25 protein-coding genes are annotated in these 23,719 nt (G+C 42.3%); 11 read left to right on the top strand and 14 right to left on the bottom strand.

Translation table 11 applies throughout. The features are described 5' to 3' along the window. Positions 1 to 12 precede the first annotated feature (12 nt). The gene (locus tag ACNURT_RS17950; protein ID WP_419698881.1) at positions 13 to 444 is read right to left on the bottom strand and encodes a GxxExxY protein; all 432 of its coding nucleotides are present in this window, start codon (positions 442 to 444) and stop codon (positions 13 to 15) included. Positions 445 to 658: 214 nt separating this feature from the next. Between ACNURT_RS17950 and ACNURT_RS17945 the strand changes: the two genes are divergently transcribed. Then, positions 659 to 1,318 carry a protein-L-isoaspartate(D-aspartate) O-methyltransferase gene (locus ACNURT_RS17945; protein WP_370995335.1) on the top strand — a complete coding sequence of 220 codons (660 nt, stop codon included), beginning with the start codon at positions 659 to 661 and terminating at the stop codon, positions 1,316 to 1,318. Positions 1,319 to 1,487: 169 nt separating this feature from the next. Here the strand turns inward: ACNURT_RS17945 and smpB are convergent, their stop codons facing one another. The 3 genes from smpB to ACNURT_RS17930 form a co-directional block, all read right to left on the bottom strand. Further along, the gene (smpB, locus tag ACNURT_RS17940; protein ID WP_370995332.1) at positions 1,488 to 1,943 is read right to left on the bottom strand and encodes an SsrA-binding protein SmpB; all 456 of its coding nucleotides are present in this window, start codon (positions 1,941 to 1,943) and stop codon (positions 1,488 to 1,490) included. A gap of 121 nt (positions 1,944 to 2,064) precedes the next feature. Continuing rightward, positions 2,065 to 3,948 (bottom strand): Nramp family divalent metal transporter, encoded by a 1,884-nt coding sequence (locus ACNURT_RS17935; protein WP_419698880.1) that lies wholly within the window; start codon positions 3,946 to 3,948, stop codon positions 2,065 to 2,067. Then, positions 3,945 to 4,598 carry a metal-dependent transcriptional regulator gene (locus tag ACNURT_RS17930; RefSeq protein WP_419698879.1) on the bottom strand — a complete coding sequence of 218 codons (654 nt, stop codon included), beginning with the start codon at positions 4,596 to 4,598 and terminating at the stop codon, positions 3,945 to 3,947. Before ACNURT_RS17930 ends, ACNURT_RS17935 begins: the two co-directional genes overlap by 4 nt. A 141-nt stretch (positions 4,599 to 4,739) precedes the next feature. Between ACNURT_RS17930 and ACNURT_RS17925 the strand changes: the two genes are divergently transcribed. Further along, positions 4,740 to 5,210 carry an Lrp/AsnC family transcriptional regulator gene (locus ACNURT_RS17925; RefSeq protein WP_090465496.1) on the top strand — a complete coding sequence of 157 codons (471 nt, stop codon included), beginning with the start codon at positions 4,740 to 4,742 and terminating at the stop codon, positions 5,208 to 5,210. Between the two features lie 139 nt (positions 5,211 to 5,349). On the opposite strand, the gene ung is transcribed toward ACNURT_RS17925, so the two are convergent. Next, a complete protein-coding gene (gene ung, locus ACNURT_RS17920; RefSeq protein WP_419698878.1) occupies positions 5,350 to 6,027 on the bottom strand; it encodes a uracil-DNA glycosylase in 678 nt (225 codons plus the stop codon). A 72-nt stretch (positions 6,028 to 6,099) separates the two neighbouring features. On the opposite strand from ung, the gene ACNURT_RS17915 reads away from it, so the two are divergent. Then, the gene (locus ACNURT_RS17915; protein ID WP_370995327.1) at positions 6,100 to 6,651 is read left to right on the top strand and encodes a DUF2892 domain-containing protein; all 552 of its coding nucleotides are present in this window, start codon (positions 6,100 to 6,102) and stop codon (positions 6,649 to 6,651) included. 57 nt (positions 6,652 to 6,708) lie between these two features. Here ACNURT_RS17915 and ACNURT_RS17910 read toward each other — a convergent pair whose 3' ends face one another. The 3 genes from ACNURT_RS17910 to ACNURT_RS17900 form a co-directional block, all read right to left on the bottom strand. Next, on the bottom strand, positions 6,709 to 6,924 hold the full coding sequence (locus tag ACNURT_RS17910) for a hypothetical protein (protein ID WP_090465504.1): 216 nt from the start codon (positions 6,922 to 6,924) through the stop codon (positions 6,709 to 6,711). A 299-nt stretch (positions 6,925 to 7,223) separates the two neighbouring features. Further along, on the bottom strand, positions 7,224 to 8,120 hold the full coding sequence (locus ACNURT_RS17905; RefSeq protein WP_419698877.1) for a helix-turn-helix domain-containing protein: 897 nt from the start codon (positions 8,118 to 8,120) through the stop codon (positions 7,224 to 7,226). 59 nt (positions 8,121 to 8,179) lie between these two features. Then, a complete protein-coding gene (locus ACNURT_RS17900) occupies positions 8,180 to 9,001 on the bottom strand; it encodes an SDR family NAD(P)-dependent oxidoreductase (protein ID WP_419698876.1) in 822 nt (273 codons plus the stop codon). Between the two features lie 116 nt (positions 9,002 to 9,117). Here ACNURT_RS17900 and ACNURT_RS17895 point away from each other — a divergent pair, with 116 nt between their 5' ends. After that, entirely contained in the window at positions 9,118 to 9,255 is a 138-nt protein-coding gene (locus ACNURT_RS17895) for a hypothetical protein (protein WP_419698875.1), read from the top strand. 146 nt (positions 9,256 to 9,401) lie between these two features. On the opposite strand, the gene map is transcribed toward ACNURT_RS17895, so the two are convergent. Beyond that, the gene (map, locus tag ACNURT_RS17890; RefSeq protein ID WP_419698874.1) at positions 9,402 to 10,166 is read right to left on the bottom strand and encodes a type I methionyl aminopeptidase; all 765 of its coding nucleotides are present in this window, start codon (positions 10,164 to 10,166) and stop codon (positions 9,402 to 9,404) included. Positions 10,167 to 10,430: 264 nt separating this feature from the next. Here map and ACNURT_RS17885 point away from each other — a divergent pair, with 264 nt between their 5' ends. From ACNURT_RS17885 to ACNURT_RS17875, 3 genes are read left to right on the top strand one after another with little or no spacing between them, the layout of a single operon-like run. Beyond that, complete coding sequence (locus ACNURT_RS17885; RefSeq protein ID WP_419698873.1) at positions 10,431 to 10,811, top strand: DoxX family membrane protein; 381 nt, start codon at positions 10,431 to 10,433, stop codon at positions 10,809 to 10,811. A gap of 54 nt (positions 10,812 to 10,865) precedes the next feature. Then, positions 10,866 to 11,183 (top strand): ArsR/SmtB family transcription factor, encoded by a 318-nt coding sequence (locus ACNURT_RS17880; protein ID WP_370995320.1) that lies wholly within the window; start codon positions 10,866 to 10,868, stop codon positions 11,181 to 11,183. Further along, on the top strand, positions 11,183 to 11,686 hold the full coding sequence (locus ACNURT_RS17875) for an SRPBCC family protein (RefSeq protein ID WP_419698872.1): 504 nt from the start codon (positions 11,183 to 11,185) through the stop codon (positions 11,684 to 11,686). The genes ACNURT_RS17880 and ACNURT_RS17875 overlap by 1 nt, the downstream gene beginning before the upstream one ends. A gap of 102 nt (positions 11,687 to 11,788) precedes the next feature. Here ACNURT_RS17875 and ACNURT_RS17870 read toward each other — a convergent pair whose 3' ends face one another. The 3 genes from ACNURT_RS17870 to lysS form a co-directional block, all read right to left on the bottom strand. Further along, a complete protein-coding gene (locus tag ACNURT_RS17870; protein WP_419698871.1) occupies positions 11,789 to 12,883 on the bottom strand; it encodes an MBL fold metallo-hydrolase in 1,095 nt (364 codons plus the stop codon). Positions 12,884 to 13,672: 789 nt separating this feature from the next. Further along, on the bottom strand, positions 13,673 to 15,181 hold the full coding sequence (locus ACNURT_RS17865; RefSeq protein ID WP_419698870.1) for an MAC/perforin domain-containing protein: 1,509 nt from the start codon (positions 15,179 to 15,181) through the stop codon (positions 13,673 to 13,675). Positions 15,182 to 15,420: 239 nt separating this feature from the next. Beyond that, positions 15,421 to 17,142, bottom strand: coding sequence for a lysine--tRNA ligase (gene lysS / locus ACNURT_RS17860; RefSeq protein WP_419698869.1), 1,722 nt, complete (start codon positions 17,140 to 17,142; stop codon positions 15,421 to 15,423). Positions 17,143 to 17,813: 671 nt separating this feature from the next. On the opposite strand from lysS, the gene ACNURT_RS17855 reads away from it, so the two are divergent. Next, positions 17,814 to 18,713, top strand: coding sequence for an SMP-30/gluconolactonase/LRE family protein (locus tag ACNURT_RS17855; protein WP_419698868.1), 900 nt, complete (start codon positions 17,814 to 17,816; stop codon positions 18,711 to 18,713). Here the strand turns inward: ACNURT_RS17855 and ACNURT_RS17850 are convergent. Next, entirely contained in the window at positions 18,710 to 19,033 is a 324-nt protein-coding gene (locus tag ACNURT_RS17850) for a hypothetical protein (protein ID WP_370995307.1), read from the bottom strand. The two genes, ACNURT_RS17855 and ACNURT_RS17850, sit on opposite strands and share 4 nt — an antisense overlap. A 572-nt stretch (positions 19,034 to 19,605) precedes the next feature. Then, positions 19,606 to 19,998: a hypothetical protein gene (locus ACNURT_RS17845; protein WP_419698867.1), complete on the bottom strand. Its 393-nt coding sequence runs from the start codon at positions 19,996 to 19,998 to the stop codon at positions 19,606 to 19,608. Between the two features lie 178 nt (positions 19,999 to 20,176). Here ACNURT_RS17845 and ACNURT_RS17840 point away from each other — a divergent pair, with 178 nt between their 5' ends. The 3 genes from ACNURT_RS17840 to ACNURT_RS17830 are packed head-to-tail and all read left to right on the top strand — an operon-like array spanning position 20,177 to position 23,690. After that, a complete protein-coding gene (locus ACNURT_RS17840; RefSeq protein WP_419698866.1) occupies positions 20,177 to 22,156 on the top strand; it encodes a DUF1800 domain-containing protein in 1,980 nt (659 codons plus the stop codon). Between the two features lie 19 nt (positions 22,157 to 22,175). Then, on the top strand, positions 22,176 to 23,447 hold the full coding sequence (locus tag ACNURT_RS17835) for a DUF1501 domain-containing protein (protein ID WP_419698865.1): 1,272 nt from the start codon (positions 22,176 to 22,178) through the stop codon (positions 23,445 to 23,447). Between the two features lie 60 nt (positions 23,448 to 23,507). Next, positions 23,508 to 23,690, top strand: a complete 183-nt coding sequence (locus ACNURT_RS17830) for a hypothetical protein (protein ID WP_370995303.1) — start codon at positions 23,508 to 23,510, stop codon at positions 23,688 to 23,690. Positions 23,691 to 23,719 lie beyond the last annotated feature (29 nt).

Genomic DNA, 23,719 nt, shown 5'->3' with positions numbered 1-23,719 from the left:
ATTGAGAAGGATTTACAGGACTTGTTGATTATTTAGAGGGTGACTTTGAGGGGTTACCAATCTTTTGTTATACATACGTTTAAAATCAAGGCTTAGTCCTCCAAAGTTTATCAGGAGGCCATCGGCTAAATTATATGCTTCTAAGTAATTTATAGTTTGAGTTTTATGAAGGTCGGCAATAGTTTCAACGGCTTTTAATTCTAACATTACACATTCTTCAACGAAGAAATCTACTCTTCTGTTGCCTATTAGTTCATCCCGATAAAATATGGACATTTCTTTTTCCCTTTCAAAAGATAGTCCTGCCATCTTCATTTCAATAGCTAAGGCTCTTTGATAAATAACCTCCTGGAATCCGCAACCTAAAGTTTTGTGAACCTGCATAGCGCAACCGATAATTTTGTGCGTTATATTATTGACTTCTTCTTTTGATCTGAGTATCATAAATTATTTAAGGATGCCGGTATAGATTATGCATATAAATTTAGAGATAAATCTCAAATATCATCCATAAGGTACAATTCTTTAAACTTCATCATGCGAGAAAATTGTTTAAAAATTGTTAAGGTTTGTCAATGAAGTGTTTAATGGTGCCTTGTCCTGTAATTCTTTCTAATCATTAAATCGTGTAAAAATTCCTGCTAACTTTGCCGTATAAATGGCTTATAAGTATATTGATAATTACCGCGAAAAAGGCGCCCGGAAACGATTGGTTGACATCCTGCGAAAAAAAGGTATCCAGGATGAAGAGGTGTTGCTGGCCATAAGCAAAGTACCGCGGCACTACTTTTTTGATGAAACTTTCTGGAACCAGGCCTACAGCGATATCGCTTTTCCGATAGGCGAGGGACAAACTATATCACAGCCCTATACCGTTGCATACCAAACCGAATTGCTGCACATTCGCAAAGGTGATAAAGTACTGGAGATAGGCACAGGCTCAGGTTATCAAACCTGTATACTCATGGAGCTTGGCGCCAAAGTTTATACCATTGAGCGCCAGGAAAAATTGTACGAGCGCACCCGGTTTATCCTGCCCGAAAAAATGGGTTACAAACCTAACTTTTTTTGCGGTGACGGCTCCATTGGTATAGCCAAACACGCACCTTATGATAAGATCATCGTAACAGCCGGTGCACCTACGGTACCCGATGTACTGCTGAAACAACTTAAAATAGGCGGCATTTTGGTGATTCCTGTTGGCGACGAGGAAACCCAAAAAATGGTAACCGTACTCAAAGTTGCCGAACATGATTACGAAAAGATTGTACTCGATACCTTCAGATTTGTGCCATTGGTGGGGGATAAGGCCTGGTAGATGTGCAGGTGTGCGGATTTCAGATGTGCAGATGATTTTGGTAGATGTGCGGATGTGCAGATTTCAGATGTGCAAATGAAAAGCCCGACTTTAACCAAGCCGGGCTTTTCATTTTATAAAAATCATCTGCACATCTGAAATCCGCACACCTGCACATTCAAAAGAGGGTCTACCTTTTCAGCGCCCGGTCCATTTCAACTTTAGTGTCGCGCTCTTTTAAGGTTTCGCGTTTGTCAAATGTCTTTTTACCCTGGGCCAGGCCGATCTCCAGTTTGGCAAAACCGCGCTCGCTGATGAACAGGGCCAATGGTACAATGGTCAGGCCTTTTTCTTCACCGCGGGTCAGGAGTTTTTTGAGCTCTTTTTTGGTAAGTAACAGCACACGATCGCGTTTAGCCTCGTGGTTGTAGAATGACCCGTATGAATATTCAGATATATGCAGGTTGCGTACAAATAGCTGATTGTTGATAAAGGTGCAAAAAGCATCGTTAATATTAGCCTTACCTTCCCGTATCGACTTTATTTCGGTGCCTAATAATTGAATGCCTGCCACGTATTTATCCAGTATGTGGTATTCAAAATAAGCCTTCTTGTTTTTTATATATATTTTATCCTGGGTAGTCATGTTTTTCCTTTCGGTGAGGTACAAATTTACGTAAAATTTCCGCCCCCTCTAAATCTCCCCCGGTTGGGGAGACTTTATTTTCAAAGCCCTCCCTTTTGGGGAGGGTTGGGTGGGGCTCTGGTTACCGGCTCGGCTTTACCACCAGTACCGGCACATTAACCATGTGTCTTACCGAGTTTACAGTTGTACCAAAAATAAGGTCTTTGAGCGCTTTGTGACCATGAGACCCCATCACAATAAAATCAACGCCTTCTTCATTTACTATCTTAGCGATAGCACTTGCCGGGTTACCATAACCAATTTGCGCCTGCGCCTTATAGCCCAGGTTTTCCATCGCGGTTACATACTGGTTCAGGTTGTCAACGTCGCTTTGCGTTTCACTATCCATTACCTGTTTACCATAGTAGCGTGCCCCGGCAGTTTCTACTACGTGTATCAGCGTGTAATTGGCCCGTTTACCACCCTGCATAATGGCATGCCGCAGGCAGTCGTTATCATTTTTTGAAAAATCTATAGTTATGGCTATGTGTTTATAGGTAATGGCATCAAGCTCGGTAATGGCGCTGGCAATGCCATGCGGAATATAAACCGGTTGATCTTTATGCTTGTACAGCATCGGTCTGAAAAATACATATACCAGCAGCGCAGCTACACCAATTACGATGGGAAAAACGAGGGAATAGATCCAGATAGAGGAGGATGGGTACTCTTTTATCCAGTCGAATAATTGCTCGTACACCAGTTTTGCATTCAAGGCAACAATAAGGAGAGCGCAAGCCCAGGCTAGTACTTTTACCTTAAAGCGGATGGCAAATTTGCCCATTCGTTTCTTGTCGGATGTAAAGTGGATAAGTGGGATAACCGCAAAACCCAACTGCAGGCTCAGTACTACCTGGCTTAATATGATCAGGCTGCCTAACCCAGCCTCGCCAAAATAAATAATGGTAAAAACAGCAGGCACAATAGCCAGCACACGGGTAAGCAAACGGCGCAGCCAGGGCTCAATACGCAGGTTAATATGGCCTTCCATAATAATTTGCCCGGCAAGGGTACCTGTAATGGTTGAGCTTTGACCGGAGGCGATCAAGGCGATGGCAAAAAGCACAGGGGCAACACGGCCGAAAATATGTTCCAGCAATTTATAAGCATCCTGTATCTCGGCAACTTTAAAATAACCGTTCTTATAAAACGCGGTAGCTGCCAATATCAGTATAGCCGCGTTCACCAAAAAGGCCAGGTTAAGCGCTATAACAGTATCGAAAAGATTGAATTTAATGGCCGATTTAATACCCGCGTCTGTACGGGTGATCTGCCGGGTTTGCACCAGCGAGGAGTGAAGGTACAAGTTATGCGGCATCACCGTAGCGCCAATAATACCAATAGCAATGTATAACGATTCGCCGCTTAAATTACCTGGAGCAAAACCTTTGGCAATTTCAACTACGCTGGGGTTCACAATAAACATCTCTATTAAAAAAGATAGACCTACAATAAATATCATCGATATGATAAAGCCCTCCAGCTTGCGCATGCCCTTATTCATTAAATACAGCATGAGGATGGTATCGGTAATAGTAAGCGATACGCCCCATATCAGGGGCAGGTTAAACAGCAGTTTTAAGCCGATAGCCATACCGATTATCTCGGCCAGGTCGCAGGCTATAATGGCTATTTGCGCCAGTATGTATAGCCAGAAGTTAACAAAGCGGGGATAGGCGTTTTTGGATGCCTGCGCCAGATCGAGCCCGCGAACGATCCCCAGCCGTGCACTGAGCGATTGCAGGAGTAGTGCTATCAGGTTGGACGCGAACAACACCCATATCAGTTTATAGCCAAACGCGCTGCCGCCGGCAATGTCGGTTGCCCAGTTACCCGGATCCATATAACCCACGCTTACCAGATAGGCGGGTCCCAGGAAGGCCATTATTTTACGCCAGCCCGTTTTGTTTTCGGTTGTAACCGAACTATGTACGTCTCCTAATGATTGATTATGGTTATCGGTCATAAAGCTATCAGTAAATTGTTGGCCGCTTCGCGGCTGATGTGTATTTCTTTTTTATTCTCCATTTGTATGATCATGGAATGGTCAAACTCCACAATTTCTATAATGGATATTCTTTTCCCGAGGGTAAGCTGTTGTTTTTCCAGGTATTGTAAAAACGACGAGCTGTGGTCGCGTACACCGGATATGGTGCCGCTGTCGTTTACGCTTAATGCAGATACGGGCGTCAGCTCCGAAGCGGTAAACCGGCCATTACAATCAGGAATGGGTTCGCCATGCGGGTCGTGCTGCGGATAATCCATAAATTCATCAAGCCGGTCAATTAATTCTACCGATGATATATGCTCCATCTCTTCGGCCATATCATGTACCTGGTCCCACTTAAACTTTAATTTCTCTACCAAAAAATACTCCCAAAGCCGATGTTTGCGGATAATGTTAATGGCTATTTTTTCGCCCGATGGGGTAAGGCTTACGCCCTGGTACCGGGTATAGTTGATCAGCGTCTTATCGGCCAGCTTTTTCAGCATATCCGTTACCGACGAGGCCTTGGTATTTAATGACGAGGCGATTTGATTGGTGCTCACATTCTCGGCATCCATTGACAGGTGATAGATGGATTTTAAATAGTTTTCCTCGGCTAACGTATTCATTTATACAAATCTAATAAAAAATTTAGACTTATCTAAATTATGAAAATCGTGGGAAATATATTTTTGCTGAATTACTTTTAAGAGAAATATAATTTTGTGAACAGAGGAAAACTGTATATTTGCGTACATTATTGTAACCTAATGGCTGCGGAATTAGATAAAATCGATCTTCAAATACTTAAGATATTACAGGAAAACGGAAGAATAACCAACCTTCAACTTTCAAACGAAATAGGGCTTTCGCCAGCCCCAACCCTGGAGCGTGTGCGCAAGCTGGAAAATGCCGAGTACATTAAGAGCTATCATGCCCTGGTTGATGAGGAAAAACTGGGCCTGGGGATCAAAACCTTTATACAGATATCTCTTGATTTTCATCAGAAAAATACCATTCAAACATTTTTGGATGAGATCAAGCACATTAAAGAGGTAACGGAGTGCCACCACGTAACCGGCCAGTGCGACTTTTTGCTGAAAGTTTATGTGCGCGACATTAAATCATACGAACAACTGATCATGGAAAAGATAAGCCGTATTACGGTAGTAAAAACTTTCCAAACCATGATGATCATGTCGACCAGCAAAAAGGAACCTATTGTGCCGCTTGAATATTGATGTGCAGGTATGCAGATTTCAGATGTGCAAATGAGCTTCAATTAAGCTGATTTGCACATTTTTGTTTAGGTATATTCTTTTTATATAATATTACTGGTTGTTTTTCATCTGCATATCTGCACATCTGAAATCTGCACATCTAACTGATCTGCCAGTTTATCTCTTGTTTACCTTCTCTTCTTAATATCTCGTTGGTTTTTGAAAATGGTTTGCTGCCGAAAAAGCCACGGTCGGCAGAGAAAGGTGAGGGGTGGGGCGATTTCAGGATAAAATGCTTCTTCTCGTCTATCAGCGCTGCTTTTGATTGCGCAAAGGCTCCCCAGAGTATAAATACAATGCCTTCTTTTTTGTCGGATATAGTTTTGATCACCTCGTCGGTAAATTCTTCCCAGCCCTGCTTTTGATGCGAACCCGGACTGCCGGCCCTAACCGTTAAAGTAGCGTTCAATAATAATACCCCTTGTTTGGCCCAGTCTTCCAGGTTGCCATGGTTGGGTACTTTAAAGCCGGGAATATCGGTTTGCAGTTCTTTATAAATATTGCTGAGCGAACGGGGGATAGCAATGCCTTTTTGCACCGAAAACGAAAGCCCGTGGGCCTGGTGCGCACCATGATATGGGTCCTGACCCAGTATCACCACTTTTACATCATCAAAATGGGTGGTGTTAAAGGCATTGAAAATTTCGCTGTTTTTGGGGTAAACCGCTTGGCCTGCTGCCTTTTCATTTTGTAAAAAATCCTTTAGTTTTATCATATAGTCTTTCCCAAACTCGTCTTTCAGAACTTCCATCCAGGAGGGGTCTAATGCATTTGCCATAAATATTGATATAATGTTGATTAAGCGTACAAATTAACGGATATTTGTACTCAATATATAGTATCATAAATTATGTCAAATATTGTTAGGCTAATTATAGCCTGTGTACTGTTCGGTGCGGCGGTTGCGCTTTGTGCCTTCGGATTTTGGGGCTGGGGAATTTTAGTTTTGTTTTTAGGCGGTATTGTGCTATTGAGTTTCTTTTTTAACGAGAACATGATCATATCACAGTTTTACCTGCGTAAAGAAAATTCAGAAAAAGCCGAGGCCTGGTTAATGAAGATCACTGATTATGAAAAACAGCTGCATAAAAACCAGCATGGCTATTATAACTTACTGATTGGTTTGGTTGAATCGCGTAAGGCACCTATGAAGTCGGAAAAATACTTTAAAAAAGCGCTTCAGCTGGGTATGAAAATGTCGCACAATACGGCTTTAGCTAAATTGAGCCTGGCAGGTATCTCCATGGCTAAACGTAATAAGCGCGAAGCGCAAATGTATCTTTCAGAAGCTGCCAAGGACGATAAGAATAAATTACTGGCCGAGCAGATCAAAATGATGAAAGGGCAAATGGCTCAGATGGATAAACAACAGGTAGTAAGGGGCGGATATCGCCAGTTTTGATCGGGAAAGAAAATAAAAAGGAATAAAATAAAAAAGGGACGCGAAAGCATCCCTTTTTTATTTCTCGTCGATAGCGCTGAAATAATCGGCAGTAGCAGAATGGTTCTGGTAAGGCGATACTACACGGTCGCTATAAGAATAGTCGCTTTCTTCGCTCGGGTTGGCCACTTCGACCATCTTTAATAAACTCCTGATGAACGATAAGTTGAAGTTACTTCTGTTCAGTTTGATCAGGTATTCGTTCTCGGTGATCTCCAAAATTGAATTGGTCATGACTTTTTTTAATAGTTGTTTATTGCAAGTATAATCAACATAATTAAACACAAAGTACTGTTTGCTTTAAGCTTTTATTAATAAATTGTTATTAAATTACTGATACAGAGTTGGGTATCGAAGTAGCCCGGATAATGGCCCTGTTAAGGTGTTAACTGGGGTAAAAATAGCATAAAAAGAAATACAAATCGGAGAGTTTTCGTTTTTATTTTTATATATGGACACTTGTCAGCATCTCCTGTGGCTTATATCTTGATATCTTAACCGTAGTTGGTGTTATTACCGTACCGCACTTTTTATTAATGCTGGTTACGATAAGCCACAGGACTGATGCCTGTTTCTTTTCTGAAAAGCCTGGAGAAGTAAGGGGGATTTTCAAATCCAAGCTGATAGGCGATCTGCGCCACAGTAAGATCGGCCCCAATTAACAGGTTTTTTGCTTCTGTGATCAGGTAACTGTGAATGTGGTCAATTGCTGACCTTCCTGTTTCCTGCCTAAGTAAGTCGCTGAGATAATGAGGCGACATTTTTAGCTGGGCTGCAATAGCTGTAACAGTTGGCAAACCATTGGTTTGTAATGCACCATTCTCAAAATACTGCCGGATGGCTTTATTAAATTTGGAAATTACCTTGCCCGTCAGCTCGGTCCTGTTCAGAAACTGACGTTTATAAAACCGTTGTGAATATTTGAGGATAGCTTCAATATGACCTAAAATGATCTCCTTGGTATACTCATCCTGATTATTATTATATTCAGTCTCGATCTTGCGGAATAGTTCCCACATAATTTCTTCCTCGCGAGGCGAAATATGGAGGGCCTCATTGGTTTCGTAATCAAAAAAACTATATTTTTTGATGGTCTGATGCAACGGTTCCCCATTCAGGAAATCACGGTGAAACATGATCGTAAACCCACTACCTTCCAGTTTAATGTTTTTAAGTTCAACAATCTGACCTGGTTTAATATAGATCATGGAACCTCCATTGTGATCGTATTTGGTACGGCCGTAATAAAGACTGCCGGATATGACTTTCTTAAACGCGATAATATAAAAGTCGGTTGTATATTCATTGTTAGGGATACCGCAGGTAGTTGGGCATGTATCTATACATGTAATCAGGCTAAGTAAGGGGCTTTCCGACATCGGCCACCCTCTGGCTTTATGCAGTTCGCTTAAACTTTTAAAATGCTTCATTTTAATAAGGATACAGCATCCGGCTGATAGGATACTGTATCGTTTTTTAATTTAACTGATCAATGACCGTGTGCTGCTGCTGCAACTTCTTTCCATGATTCCCAAACTGCCAGCCGGTCTGCATAAACCTGTTGTACTCTGGGTAAGGCGACTTTTCCTAAAAATAAACGCAATGGCGGCTGATCGCTATCCACCAATTTTAAAATAGCCGGTACTGTTGCTTCGGGGTAGCCAACCATTTCAGGGGTAAAATAGCCATTGAATGTTTCCTTAAGGCCGTTATATACGGCAAGAGATTGAGTTTTAACGGCCGAATCTCCGCTCCAGTCTGTGCCAAAGGCATTGGGTTCAACAAGGCTTACGTTAATGCCGAATCCTCTTACCTCCGCAGCAAGGCTTTCGCTTAATCCTTCAACCGCCCATTTAGAGGCGATGTAAATACTTATGATAGGTGCGCCTGTGTGACCTGCCAAACTTGAAACTTGTACGATATGTCCATGACCCTGATCCCGCATAACCGGGATAATCGCCTGAGTCATCCACAACAAGCCGAACACATTGGTTTCGAACTGATCCCTGGCTTCCTGTTCAGTCGCCTCTTCAATGGCACCAAACAGACCATAACCAGCGTTATTGATCAAAACATCGATGCCTCCAAAATGTTCGTTAGCTTGCTTAACGGCGGCAAAACATTGTTCGCGGTCATTTACATTTAATTGAACGGGCAATACAGCGTCTCCATAAATGGTTACCAGATCCTTTAATGAATCAGTGTTTCGTGCGGTTGCGATTACTTTATCACCACGTTTTAAAAATGCTTCGGCCCATATTTTACCAAGCCCCCTGGATGCGCCTGTTATTAAAATTACTTTAGATTTCATATCAATTATTTTATGATACAAAATTACCGGTGGCGGGTATCGGTGAGTTATACATATCGCTGAATATCGGATACATATTTTTCCAGTATGGGATTCTGGGGCTTTATATCATATCAATGGAGATTGATCCAGTAAAAAGCCGCCCTGCTTCAACCGAGCGTCAGCGGTATCATTACATTGATGAGTATACGATTTCTTGCTTGTTTTATTTAAAAAGCAATGCAGGTAAACCTACACCTATAGCTACCCCATAAGCCAGATCGGCCAAAAAAAGCGTAATATGTTAAATACATAAATAGGCCCGATTTACAAAAAACGGGCCCATGCTTATTAAAAAGGTGGTGTAAAAGTTGGAGGTGTTTTGGCAGCAATTCTGGTTTACATTACTGTTGTGCGATAATTAATCCCAAATGCCATTCTGCGCTGTAAATATTACCGGCTGACCGCCAGTTACCATAATGGTATGTTCGTGCTGTGCAACAAAACCACCTTTATTACCGCGTAGCGTCCAGCCATCGGCTTGGGTATCGGCAATTGTTGACCGTGTTGAAATGAATGTCTCTATCGCTACTACCGAATTCTTTTTGAAACGCGTAGTGTTGTACCTGTCGCTGTAATTAGCTATCTCGTGGGGTTCTTCGTGCAAACTGCGACCAACACCATGCCCGGTCAGGTTTTTTATTACTGTGTAGCCAACTTTTTTGGCTTCAGTCTCAATCAACCTGCCTATCTCCGATATTCTGACACCACCTTTAATGTTGCTGATCGCCTTTCTCAATATCTCTTTTGATGCTTCTACCAGCCTGCCATGGCCGTGGATATCTTCGCCTAATACAAACGAGCCGCCATTGTCGGCCCAATAGCCATTTAATTCTGCCGATACATCAATATTTACCAGATCGCCTTCTTTTAGGATTTTATCCACTGATGGTATGCCATGCGCAGCTTCCTCATTAATACTGATACATGTATGCCCAGGGAAACCATAGGTTAGCATAGGTGCAGAACGGGCGCCCATCTGTGCCAGCAATTCGCCGCCATACTCATCAAGTTCCTTTGTTGAAATGCCAGGTTTAGCAAACTTACGCATCTTTTTAAGCGTAATGGCAACTGCATTACTTGCCTGCTGCATGCCAATTTTTTCGTCTTCGGTAGTTATAGACATTGTTAAGCTTTTATCCGTAACAAAAATAACAATTAATACATTCTACACCGTTTGCCAAACGTCAGTTTATGAAAATAACGTTCCCGGCAATTTTGTTCAGCTTTTCCTGCTATTTAAGCAACCTTCCACTCACATAAAGAGATCCATTCCTTCAATTTGATCAGAATAAGCAAAAAGGGGAGAAATTTTTTTAATAAAATTTGCGAAACCAGTCGGTTGCGTATATATTTGCAACCAGTTGGTTTCTTATTTAAATAAATAATTATGAAAAGTAAAATTCTATTTGTTTTATGCTTGCTAACCGGTTTGATGTTTATTAACGCTGGCCTGGATAAATTTTTTCACTACATACCGATGCCAAAGGAAATGCCCGAGAAAATGGTAAAGGCAGGAAAGGCATTTATGGAAATTGGCTGGCTTATGCCACTTGTGGGTGCCATGGAGATCCTTGGCGGTTTGTTGTTGATAATCCCCAGAACCAGGCCTCTTGGCGCTATAGTTCTTGTACCTGTTTTAACTGGCATTATGCTGGCCAACATCAGTATGGCTCCATCTGGTTTGCCTATGGTATTTGCGTTGATCGCCATTATTCTTTGGGTAATTATTGACAACCGGGAAAAGTACCTGCCCATGATCAGGAAATAATTTTGGTTACAGGGCTTAATCATTATAATTCGAGCCAGTATAAAAAACACTTCAATGAGACGAGATATTTTTCAAGCCATAGCCGATCCGACACGCAGGGCGATCATCGCTTTAATAGCCATACAGGCAATGACACCTAATGCTATTGCCGAGCATTTTGATACTACACGGCAGGCAATTTCAAAACATCTAAGAGTTTTAACTGAATGCGAACTGGTGAAACAAGAGCACCAGGGCCGGGAAATTTATTATCAATTAGAGATTGACAAAATGAAAGAGGTGGACAAATGGCTGGAACAATTCCGGCAGATTTGGGAAACCCGTTTTCATCAGCTCGACGAACTTTTATCAACTATTAAAAATAAAAAATAATGAATCATAATTTGTACTTCGACTTTATTGCAGACAAGGTAAAAAATACATTAACAATCAGGCGTGAATTTTTAGCCGACCGGCAATTGATTTGGGACTGTTACACCAAGAGCGAATTGCTTGACCGCTGGTTTGCCCCCAAACCATTAACCACCAGGACAAAATCAATGGATTTTCGTGAAGGAGGACATTGGCACTATGCTATGGTAGAACCAAACGGCACAGAATACTGGGGTTATACAGAATATGTAAAAATAAAGCCGATTGACTACTATACATCTTTAGATGCTTTCAGTAATGCAGAAGGTGAAATAAACAAAGACTTGCCGCGTGCAGAATGGCTGGTAACTTTTACCGACAAAGAAGAAAACGCTTTAGTAGAAACTATCGTTACCTATAAATCACTTTCAGATTTGGAGCAGGTTATCCAAATGGGTATGGAACAAGGCATGATAGCGACACTGGAAAAACTGGACGAATTATTATTGGTTTTAAAAAAATAAAAGAATTGAGTCGTCTGCAAGTATACATGTGTCACGTGTGTATTTGCAGATAGTAATTTAAAGACTTTTGTCTACTCAAGACTTTTCACAAAAGCCCCTGATTTATTTAAAGTTCCACCAGACTAATGTTTTAGGCGGGTCTCCTAAAGTATAAGGCTCCCCGATACGCGGAACATTTACCTGGATGCCCAGCTTTTTGGCAGCGGGCAGAAGCTTTTCTATAGGTTCGTTCCAGGGATGATCTGCCTCCACAAACTTGGCCCAGTGGATAGGTTGTAGCAAATGGGCATTCAGGTCGACAGCAGCCTGGGCAGCTTGCCCGAGCCACAGATGCGTCCAAGGCCAGTTTGGACTGTATTGTCCGCATTCCAGCAGCGCAAGGTCAAATGGACCGTATTGCTGACCTATTTGTTTAAAGTGTGGTCCATAGCCACTATCGCCACTGTAAAACAGCCGGTAACTACCTGCCTGTATCACGTACGATGCCCAAAGTGTTTTATTTTCTTTGCTATACGAACGGTTGCTGCGGTGCTGTGCCGGGGTAGCAGTGATCCGGAGGTCACCAGGCAGAATGGCCGACTGGTTCCAATTCAGTTCGATGATCTTTTTAGGATCAAATCCCCAGTATATCAGATCGGAACCAACACCCAGCGGCACTACCGCCAGTTTAATATGGCCTTTTAGTTTTTTTATGGTGCGATAATCCAGGTGATCATAGTGGTCATGCGAAATGATCAGCACATCAATCGGCGGCATATCCTCTGCATGATAATGTTTGGTGCCCGGAAATGCCGTGATCAATCCAGGTACCGGTCCGGCATGATTACTGAAAATAGGATCGATAAGTATGTTATTCTGCCTGGTTTTGATGAGTAAAGAGGAATGCCCGAACCAAACGATAGTAGGTGCAGGAGCAGGCAGTGCCTTTAAATCAGTTTTAACCCATGGCAGTGCATGAGAGGGTCTGATGGTTTTAGGGCGACGGTGTAGCATCATACGTAGCCGGCTGCGCTTGACTGTAGAGTCGGAACGTTCGGCCAGATTTTCGAAACTGCCATTTTTGTAATTCGACACAGTATCCAACCGGGCAAGCGCTTCGCCCTTCGGATCTTTCCCCAGTGACCTTACCATACCACAGCCTGTTGCTTCTATAAGCAGCAGCACAGCCAGTCCCATCCGCAAACACCAGTGTTTCATACCCTGAAAATAACGGTTAAGGTTTGCCTATTGTTTCGTCAGTGATGGAATCAGGTATAGCGATAGTGGTATTAGCCCGGCCATCGCAAGTCGGATATTTGCGTAAGTGAAGGGAAAATTATCTTTAATTTAGCAGTGAATCCCTGAAAAATTTATCATAAAGTATACAAATAGTATTTAAAGAATTATGGGGGATATGAAGCCAATTATTACCTTACCGGATGGTGATAGCAGGAATGTTCGAAAGGCAGAATCAGGAAACACATTAAAAAGAGCAATTAAGTTTTGTAGATGCCATATAAAAGAAGCGCGGCGACAATCAAGAAACCGATAGTTGACATCATAATTTTGATTAATGCGATGTGATGATTTTTTTAACACAATACCGGGCTAATATAGTATTTTTTGACATCGCTTGTTTAAATGAGCAATCCCGGCACCCATAACATGTTTCGTCCCCTTGGAGGCGAACATGTTATGTTTTCATATTGCAAACGAGTATTTTAATATGGGACTAAAGTTTTTCAGGCTGCTAAAGAAAATCCAATAGCAAGACTACGTGCCGAATAGCCTAAGGTAATGGAGTCAATTAGTTCCTCTGCACAGTAAGCAGGATGCTTGTGGTAGCAGGAAGAAGATTTTGCTCATGTTAAACTAAAAAATACAAAGAATTAGCAGCGAATTGTTAACAAGGGTTTTACGATAGCGGGGATAGGGTACAAACAAAAAAGAAACGCAAGTAATGCGTCTCTTTTTTTGTTTGTTACTGAACAGAGAATATGTGTCTCTCTACATTTTCTTTAAAGATCCAAAATGGGTACTCTTACGTCCGCCATAGGTTTCTGTTGTTGCTACAGCTTTGCCACTGTTCATCAAAACTAAGTTGCCATCATCCTGAAGGATGTAATATATAGACTTAGAGCCGGTAAGATCCATGCCTTGCCAATAAAAATTAGCAGCCCATACCATGCGGTTATATGAAAAAACAAGCATATTCCCATCAGCTGCCATGATTACTTTGGTTCCTCCGTCTGGACCATATTTATTAGTGGCCCACAATGCTTCTCCGGTTGAACGCTTAATTAATACCAAATTGCCGTCTCCACCTGCCAGAACCAACGCGTATTGCCCGTTCTTGGACAGAATAGTTTCTCCTCGTGATAACATGGTTGTATTAGGATACCATATAGCATCAACGGGATCATTAACTATAGTTATTTGACTATCTGCTATATGTTTTTCAACAGCGGCCTTAACCAGTGCCTTCTTAGCAGGATCAGCTATAAAATTATAAAGAAAAAGCGCTTTTCCTATACCAATCAACGCGGCATTAGTGGCGTTAACGCTCTGCTGCCAGCTTGCAAGATTGATGGTTTCGCTTGAATTTCCGTCTTTGTCAATTGATACGCTTCTGCCCGAATTCGTTCCCCCATAATACTTAGCAGTGTATTGTTTATCGCGCGTTTCTGTTGTAATTTGAGTTACTTCTTCAGTACTTTTATCAGCATTTATATTAATACCAATAACTTTAGCTAAACTAAAACCCAACCCTGCTTTAACATCTGATGTTTTTTTTGTATAATCACTTTCGGTTATTATAGTACCGCTATAATTAAACCTTAAACGCCCTCCTATGCTTATATCTAATAATACATGTGTGCCATATCTTTTTACTAAGTCATCCGCACTCATGCTGGCTACATTGTTTACAAATTCAGGTGTTAAATATTGCATCAGCAGATCCATAGTTACATCACCGGTAAATGCTATTTTTTTTACCCTTTGAACTTCTTCAAAAGTTGCATATGAATATCTGTTTGAATAGGTGGTTTTGTTTTCATCAGAGCTGTTTTTGCTCAAACTACCACTAAAAAATGGTTGCTTCTCCTCTGTTGGCGAAGCTCCTTCAATTTTAGCAGGACCTGGTTTTGGGTTGCTGTTTGCATCAAGATCAAATGATGTTTTTTTAGTAACATCTTTCAAATAATCATACGCTGTAACTCCGCTGTAATAATTTTCTGAACCTTCTGTTGCCGTGCTTACGTTAATTCTATTAAGATAATCTTTCTCAAACCTTGTCATGTCAAAAATTGGTGCATCAGATATGCTGGAAACATCAAGCATATTATCGGTAATATCTATTCCATAGCCTAATACATCCCACTTGCCGTCTCCTTGAGATAATGGTTTAAGTTTTCCTCCATTAACAGTTGTATTGCTGTTTGAAGGTACAAGGTCATCGCGTTTGCATGACCAAAGCGTAGTAATAATAAAGAGAAAAAATACTGTTTTTTTCATGTGATAAATAATGTTAATGAATAATATTCCGCGAAAGTACATAATAATCTTATTTGTGATGTATTTTATAGGGTTTATAATTATTTTGACTTATTTGTGAAGGAAAAATATTATTGATAATAATTCATGATGGTGTTTTAATCTTCATCTGTGCTTAGGGTCAAAAAAAAGAGACGCATTACATGCGTCTCTTCAAAAAGATCAAGTTGATCCTGAAATCCTTAAATCAAGGTTCAGAATTATTCAAACCAGGCCATTACCACTTCTTTGGTCGGCATGGTAATATCCAGTTTTAGTTTTTTGCGCATACCGCCCAGGTCGTTGAAAACTTTGTTGGGGTTGCCCGCTTTGAGCTCTTCAACGGTGTTGAAGCCCATTTTATTCAGTACGGGTACCCATTCGGCGGGTACACCTATATTTACAAAATCTTCGGCTGTGGCTACTTTGGCCTTTTTCTCGGGGCGCATCTGCGGGAAGAACAATACTTCCTGTATGGTGCTTTGGTTGGTCATCAGCATCACCAAACGGTCGATACCGATACCCAGGCCCGATGTTGGCGGCATACCATATTCCAGGGCGCGTAAAAAGTCGTCGTCCATGGCCATTGCTTCGTCGTCGCCTCTACCTGCCAGTATCAATTGCTCCTCCAAACGTTCACGCTGATCGATAGGGTCGTTTAATTCCGAGTAGGCATTCGCTATCTCCTTGCCGTTCACAAATAGCTCAAAACGCTCCACAAGGCCATCCTTGCTGCGGTGTTTTTTTGCCAGTGGGGTCATTTCGATAGGGTAGTCGGTAATATAGGTTGGCTGGATCAGGTTGGCCTCCACTTTAGCGCTGAAGATCTCGTCGATCAGTTTTCCTTTACCCATGGTTGGGTTAACTTCTATTTTGAGCTCGGCGCAGGTTTGGCGCAAAGCGGCTTCGTCCATAGCCGATACATCGATACCCGTATATTTCAGGATAGAATCATACATCGACAGTTTTTCATACGGGCCTGCAAAGTTGATCTCATTATTGCCCACCTGTACCACCGGGATACCATGCACCGCTTTGGCAACTGTTTCCAGGCATTCTTCAACCATTTTCATCATCCATATATAGTCTTTATAGGCTACATAGATCTCCATGGCGGTAAACTCCGGGTTGTGGGTGCGGTCCATGCCCTCGTTACGGAACATTTTACCAAACTCATACACACCATCAAAACCGGCTACGATCAAACGTTTCAGGTACAGTTCGTTGGCGATACGCAAAAACAGGGGCATATCCAGCGTGTTATGGTGCGTAGCAAACGGCCTCGCCGCCGCACCGCCATGCACAGGCTGCAGGATAGGGGTTTCCACTTCCATCCAGCCCTGGGTATTAAAATAACCGCGCATAGCGCTGATCACTTTGGAGCGATTAATAAAAATATTTTTGTATTCGGGGTTAACGGTTAAATCCACATAGCGCTGGCGGTAACGCAGCTCCGGATCGGTAAAACCATCATGGATGGTGCCGTCATCTTCGCGTTTTACAACCGGCAGTGGTTTTAATGATTTAGAAAGCACGATCAGCTCACGAACGTGAACCGATATTTCGCCGGTCTGGGTTAAAAATACATAACCTTTAACACCTACGTAATCGCCAATGTCCAGCAGTTTTTTGAATACGGTATTGTAAAGGGTTTTATCCTCATCCGGACAAATATCATCGCGCTTAATATAGATCTGTACGCGACCGGTTGAATCCTGGACCTCGGCAAATGACGCGCTACCCATAATACGGCGGGTCATGATACGACCGGCAATTACTACATTTTGGTAGGCCTCGGGTTTGTCCTTAAAGTTATCGGTAATGTCCTGTGCCCAGGCGTTAACATCAAAAGCTTCGGCAGGGTATGGGTTAATACCCAATTCCCTTAATTGTTGTAAAGATTGGCGGCGTATAATTTCCTGTTCGGATAGTGCAATACTCATGCTATAAACGGTATTTTAAATAATTTGCAAAAATAGCGTTTTTAATGAGTTTGGGCGTGAGTTTTTTTAGAAGGGGTGGAAGGGAGAGAAATTAACTCACCCGATCTGCGCTTCGCTGGATCACTCTCTTCGCCTGCGGCGGAAAGAGGAGTGAATTTGCGCATTTTCCCCGGCGCGTCATTGGGGGAGGAACGACGTGGCAATCCCCGATATGCAGAGTGTCTCTGTGAGTGGGGGATTGCCACGCTACGCAATGACGCATGGAGAGGCGCGGCGAGCGTAGCCATGCCCTGGGGGAGTCGGCACCGCGCGATAGTTTAAATTCAGCAATCAGGACTTGAGACTTAAAACTTCGGACTTATTTTCGTATCTTCGTATATACAGCAGCCCGGTTCTCTTTTATCAGAGTACCGGGCTGTTTGGTTAAGAGAAAAACAAGACCAAAAACCGATCGATTTATATTTTATGTATTGTAAATAAATTGTTTAACACTTTTTAAAGTTTTAAAAACTGCTCAAAATCGCGTTGGAATTTGTTAAAAAGTGTTAAAATCGATGGTTATGAACGATTTTTAAGCTGATTCTGGCCTGTTTTCGATGAGAAAAGTGTTAAAATTATTGCTTTAAAAAGTTTTTGAACTTCGTACTTTAACATTTTGAAACCTAATACAAATGATGATGAGAAAATTAACTTCGGTATTCCTGTTTTTGACAATAGCGGCGGGCAGGGCGTTTAGCCAGGGTGCTACCGATCTGTATGATCCGGGTACCAAACCGCAGCTGGTATCCAAACAATTTTCCTTTACCGAAGGGCCTGCTGTAGATAAACAGGGCAATATATTCTTTACCGATCAACCCAATAACAAGATCTGGAAGTATGATACCGACGGTAAGCTGTCGGTTTTTCTGGATAGTGCAGGTCGTTCCAACGGGATGTATTTTGATAAAAAAGGCAACCTCATCAGCTGTGCCGATGCTAAGGATGAGCTATGGTCCATCAGTCCCAAAGGTAAAGTTACAGTGTTGCTAAAGGATTATGAAGGGCATCTGTTTAATGGTCCTAATGATGTCTGGATCCATCCTAATGGCGGTATTTATATCACGGACCCGTATTATCAGCGTGATTACTGGACCCGCAAAAAGCCCGATCTGGACGGTCAGAAATTATATTACCTGGCTAAAGGCAAACATAAAGCTGTTATTGTGGACGATAAATTTGTGCGCCCAAATGGTATTGTAGGTACACCTGATGGCAAAATATTGTATGTAGCTGATATCGGCGATAATAAGATCTATAAGTATGACATCAATAAAGATGGCTCTCTAAGCAATCGTACCCTGTTTTTTGCCCAGGGATCCGATGGTATGGCTATCGACGAGCGCGGAAACATTTACTTATGCGGTAAAGGAGTTACCATTGTAAACCCCCAGGGCGAAAAAATAGGGCATATTGATATTGATGAACCATGGTCGGCCAATGTATGCTTCGGCGGCAAAAACAGGGATATCCTGTTTATTACCGCTTCAAAAGCAGTGTATACCATGCAGATGAAAGTAAAAGGGTTTGATTAAAATGCTTGTTGTTCTATAAAATCGGCGATCTGTTGCTGCTCATCAGATGTAAGCAGGTCGCCGGTATATTTCCATTGTTGAGGCATGGGCTCTATTACCATACTGCCCAGGTAATCAGGATTAGCCTCATCGGGTAGGGCAGGCGCGCCTTCATCTATCTCCAGGTTCTCGGTAAACAAGGTCGATTCGTTATCGATAGTAGTTTTATAGATCTTGTAAGTGCCGGTGTTTGTAAGATCGGGCCGTAGTATAGGTTCAATAATAATGTTTCTTGAACTGCCGTCTGCATGTTTTAAAATGAGGGTAGCCGGATTTTTCATAGGACAGGTTATTTGTTAATAAATACAGCAGCTTGTAGCGTTTGTTTGCCCGGAGCAAAAATGTATAGAAACAAGAAGCGCCCCTGATGGGCAGGGGCGCGTTCTAACCAATTATAAACCTAAATTATGAGAAGAGTTGCAAGGGAGGAGTCGAACCATCGTTTGCTGCCTGTCAGCTCCTTACAAATAACTATGGCACAAATATACAAAGTCTGTTTAATATTGCAATAGTTTCAATGATAATATTTAGGTGTTAACAATTTGTTAATCATACAACACTTAGGATATGATATTAATAATATAATTAAGTGTGGTTTTTACAGTTAAGTATTGAATATCAATTAGATTTATCATGTAACATATGTTAATAATTACTCCTGAAATGATGAGAATTTGTAAATTATGAGGGTATTTACTGTCAGGCTTGCAAATTAAATTGCTTTTCGCTGACAAAAAAGATCAAAAAACCGAAACATTTCTTTGCAAAGGCCGTACGCCGGGACACTTCAGGCAGATACAAAAAGCTGTCCCAAATAGGAACAGCCTTCTGAACTTTTATTTGATCGTATTAATTATTGCTTTGGAGCAGCATTAGCCGCATCGGCAGCTTTTTTCTGATCATGTTTTGCTTTTTTGGCAACTTTTAGATCGGCGAATGCCTTTTGTTGATCGGCGGTTAAAATGGTATTCAATTTTTGATCTGTTTGGGCCTGTATCGCTTTGTGAGCGGCTTTGTTTGCTTTTTTATTAGTCTTATGTGCTTTTAAACTATCTACGCGTGTGGCCTCGGTTAAAAATAAGGCATTCACCTGCTTGGTTTGACTGGCAGTAAGTTTTAGTTTCTTTTGCAGGTTTTCTGTTTTATGCGCAGCCTTTTGGGCAGGTGTTTTAGCGGTTTGTTGCTGGGCATTGGCCAATACGTTTAAGCCGGTTACCAATGTTATGATTATAATTAATTTTTTCATTATCTTTTTATTGATGGTTTGCTTGATATGACAAACGAGGGCTCATTTGGTTTAATAAACATAAAATGAATGTAATTAACAGAAAGTTAACACAAAAAACTCAAATTTATAGTTAAACCAAAACGTCATATTAAAGTCAAAACATCTGTAATTCATGATCCTGCGCAACTGATCATCTATGAAAAAGACCATAAAGTACCTTTGTTGCATTACGTTACTGATTTTGGGGACAGTAGTGCTTTCCTCATTTTTTATTGTGCGCAACCCTTATTTGCCCTTCAAGTGGCGGTTTCCGTACCGGCAACAGGGTTTAACAGAGCGGCAGGCGGCAGCCCATTTACTGAGCAGGTTTACCTATGGAGCTACCCCCGGCGAAATTGACGAATTAGTAAAATCAGGTCTGGAAAACTGGTTTAAGCAGCAAATGGATGCCGATCTTCCGGATGATTCTCTTAACCGCCTGTTAGCGCCGTATGATGCCCTTAAATTGAGTAATACGCAAGTAGTTACTGAGTTTCCAAAAAACGCGCAGGTACTCCGAATGGCTATAAATGCCGGGGTAGTAAATAAGGATTCGGTAAAAACTGACCAAAAAGCCTACAAAGATGTGCTGCAAAATTATATGCAGCAAAATGGGATGAAGCCAGAGCAGGAGCTTTTTCGGCAGTTTATCAACCAAAAGATATTACGTGCCGCTTACACCAATAACCAATTACAGGAGGTAATGACGAGCTTTTGGTTTAACCATTTTAATGTATCTATCACCAAAAACGATTGCGCGCAATTTATACCAGCCTATGAGCGGGATGTGATCCGTCCTAATGCCCTGGGTAAATTCAATGATATTTTGCTGGCTACGGCCAAATCACCGGCCATGCTGTATTACCTCGATAATTTTACCAGTTCGGCTGCTAACATGGATAAGCCGGCTGCAAAAAGACTCATCCGCGCCGCGCAACTGCAAAATATGTCTGGCCAAATGGTGGATAGCGGAAGGCGTGTTGCTTTGGTTAATAAATTACAAAAGGCAAAAAGTACACAAGGGTTAAATGAAAATTATGCCCGTGAGGTAATGGAATTGCATACGCTTGGTGTTGATGGAGGGTATACCCAACAGGATGTAACCCAGGCGGCCAAAGTATTAACCGGCTGGACAATATATCCAATGGGCCAATACGGTAAGCTGGGTAAAAACATCATGGATAAAATAGGGGCCGATCGTTTGGAAAAGCGGGGCTTTGTTCGGGATAGCGATTTCCTGTTCAACGATAACCGGCATGATAAAACGGAGAAGGTGGTTTTAGGTAAACATTTTGGTCCGGATGATGGATATCAGGAAGGGGTACAGTTATTGTCCATGCTGGCGCATAGTCCGGCTACGGCAAAGTTTATCAGTCGTAAAATAGCAGTGCGTTTTGTAAGCGACAACCCACCACAGAGCCTGATCAATAAGATGGCCAAAACATTCATGGATAAGGATGGCGATATCAAACAGGTGCTCATTACCATGGTAAGCGCGCCCGAATTCTGGAATTCATCGGCCTTGCGCGAAAAGACAAAATCGCCGTTTGAGCTCGCTATCGGCTCAGTACGCAGTTTGCACGCCAGCATTGCACAGCCTTATCAGTTATACAATTGGATCAATAAAATGGGCGAGAAGGTGTATTATTACCAGGCCCCAACCGGTTTTCCGGATAAGGGACAGTATTGGATCAATACGGGTGCTTTACTTAACCGCATGAATTTTGGCCTGGCGCTGGCAGCCGGGCGTATACCAGGTGTAAAGATAGATCTGGCCGCGCTAAACAACCATCATGAGCCCGAAAGCGCACAAGCCGCATTGGAAATCTACAGCAAACTGATCATGCCGGAACGTAAACTCGACGAAACCATCAAACGGCTTACACCATTGCTTACCGACCCTAACCTGGCACAACGGGTTGACGAAGCAAGCTCCAACAAGCTTTATGTAAAAGAAGGGCAGCCTGCCAGCATGACCATGACCGCTCCCGTGAAGATGATGGCCGATAATAAATTGGCTGCTCAAGGTAAGCGGCCAAATAATGTAATAGCTATGCAAAAACCGGGAGGCAACAATTCCATGCTGGGGCAGGTAGTGGGTGTGATCATCGGTTCACCAGAATATCAACGACGTTAATTTATAAAAGCATACGATCATGGTATCAAGAAGAGGATTTTTAAAATCGGGCGGCTTAGCCTTATTGGGTGTAGGTTTAATGGGTGGCATTCCCGGCTTTTTGGCCGAAGCCGCCGCGAGCGAAAAGATCATATCGCCCTATAAAAAACGTAAAACGCTGATCTGCATATTCCAAAGAGGGGCGATGGATGGCCTGATGGCGGTGACACCGTTTACCGACCAATATTTAAAAGACGCCCGGCCAACATTGTTTATGTCGGCAGCGAAAACGGGTAATAGCTCCCCGCTTATTGATCTGGACGGCAGGTTTGGCTTGCACCCTTCCATGAAAGCTTTTGAACCTTTGTTTCGCGAAAAACGATTGGGCATAGTGCAGGGCATTGGGTCGCCAAACAATACCCGTTCGCATTTTGACGCACAGGATTATATGGAATCGGGTACGCCTTTCAATAAAGGTACCTCAAGCGGCTGGCTCAACCGGGCGGTTGGCTTACTGGGACATGATGCCATGACGCCATTTACCGCGGTGAGCATGACATCGGCTATGCCGCGGTCTTTTTATGGTGATAATCCTTCCGTATCCATCAGCAATCTCCAGGATTTCGCCATCCAGATGCGCGGTAATCCCATGGGCGCCAATATGGCCGCCAAAAGCTTTGAAGATCTGTATGATCAAACTTCATCCAGCCTGCTAAAACAAACTGGTAAAGAAAGCTTTGAGGCGGTTAAAATGCTGCAAAAAACAAATATTAAAAACTATACACCGGCCAACAACGCGGTATATCCAAATTCGGCACTGGGTAATTCGTTAAAGCAAATTGCCCAATTGGTTAAAATGGATGTGGGATTGGAGGTAGCCTTTGCCGAATCAAACGGCTGGGACACACACTTTAACCAGGGGACTGAAAACGGCATATTTGCCCGTAATGTGGCCGACTTAAGTGACAGCATCAGTGCCTTATGGTGCGATCTGGAAGCTTATCAGGATGATGTTACGGTGATGACTATGACCGAATTTGGGCGCACCGTACACCAGAACGGTACTGGCGGTACCGATCATGGCCGGGCTTCATGTAACTTTATTTTAGGTAATGATATCAATGGTGGGCTGGTACATGGTAATATGCAGCCATTAGCTATCGAAAATCTGGAAGACGGGCGAGATCTGGCTGTTACTACCGATTTCAGAAGTGTATTTAGCGAAGTAGCAGATAAACACCTGAGTATTAATAATGATCATATCCTGTTCCCGGGTTGGAAGGGCAACCGGATAGGGGTAATGCGGGGATAGTGTTTCCCATCGGCATAGTTATTGTTTTATTCCTGTTATTGTACACTTAATTTTAATATTATGAAAACTCAACAGGATCTTAAAAACGGTGGAAACATGCAGGGTAGTTCAACATCAGACAGAGCATTTTATGATCAAAAGGCAGCTCAAAAACGTGCCGGTATCAGTAATGGCGGCGGACAACGATCTGACCAAACATCAAATCGCGATAGCAATCGTAAACAAGAAAATAAAAAGAGTTAAATTTAAAAAGGTCCTCAATGATCATTGGG

The sequence above is a fragment of the Mucilaginibacter sp. NFX135 genome (assembly GCF_048565145.1).
Classification (GTDB): Bacteria; Bacteroidota; Bacteroidia; order Sphingobacteriales; family Sphingobacteriaceae; genus Mucilaginibacter.
The sequence above is the reverse complement of the archived record's forward strand: the minus strand, read 5'-3'. Positions and strand labels throughout refer to the sequence as shown.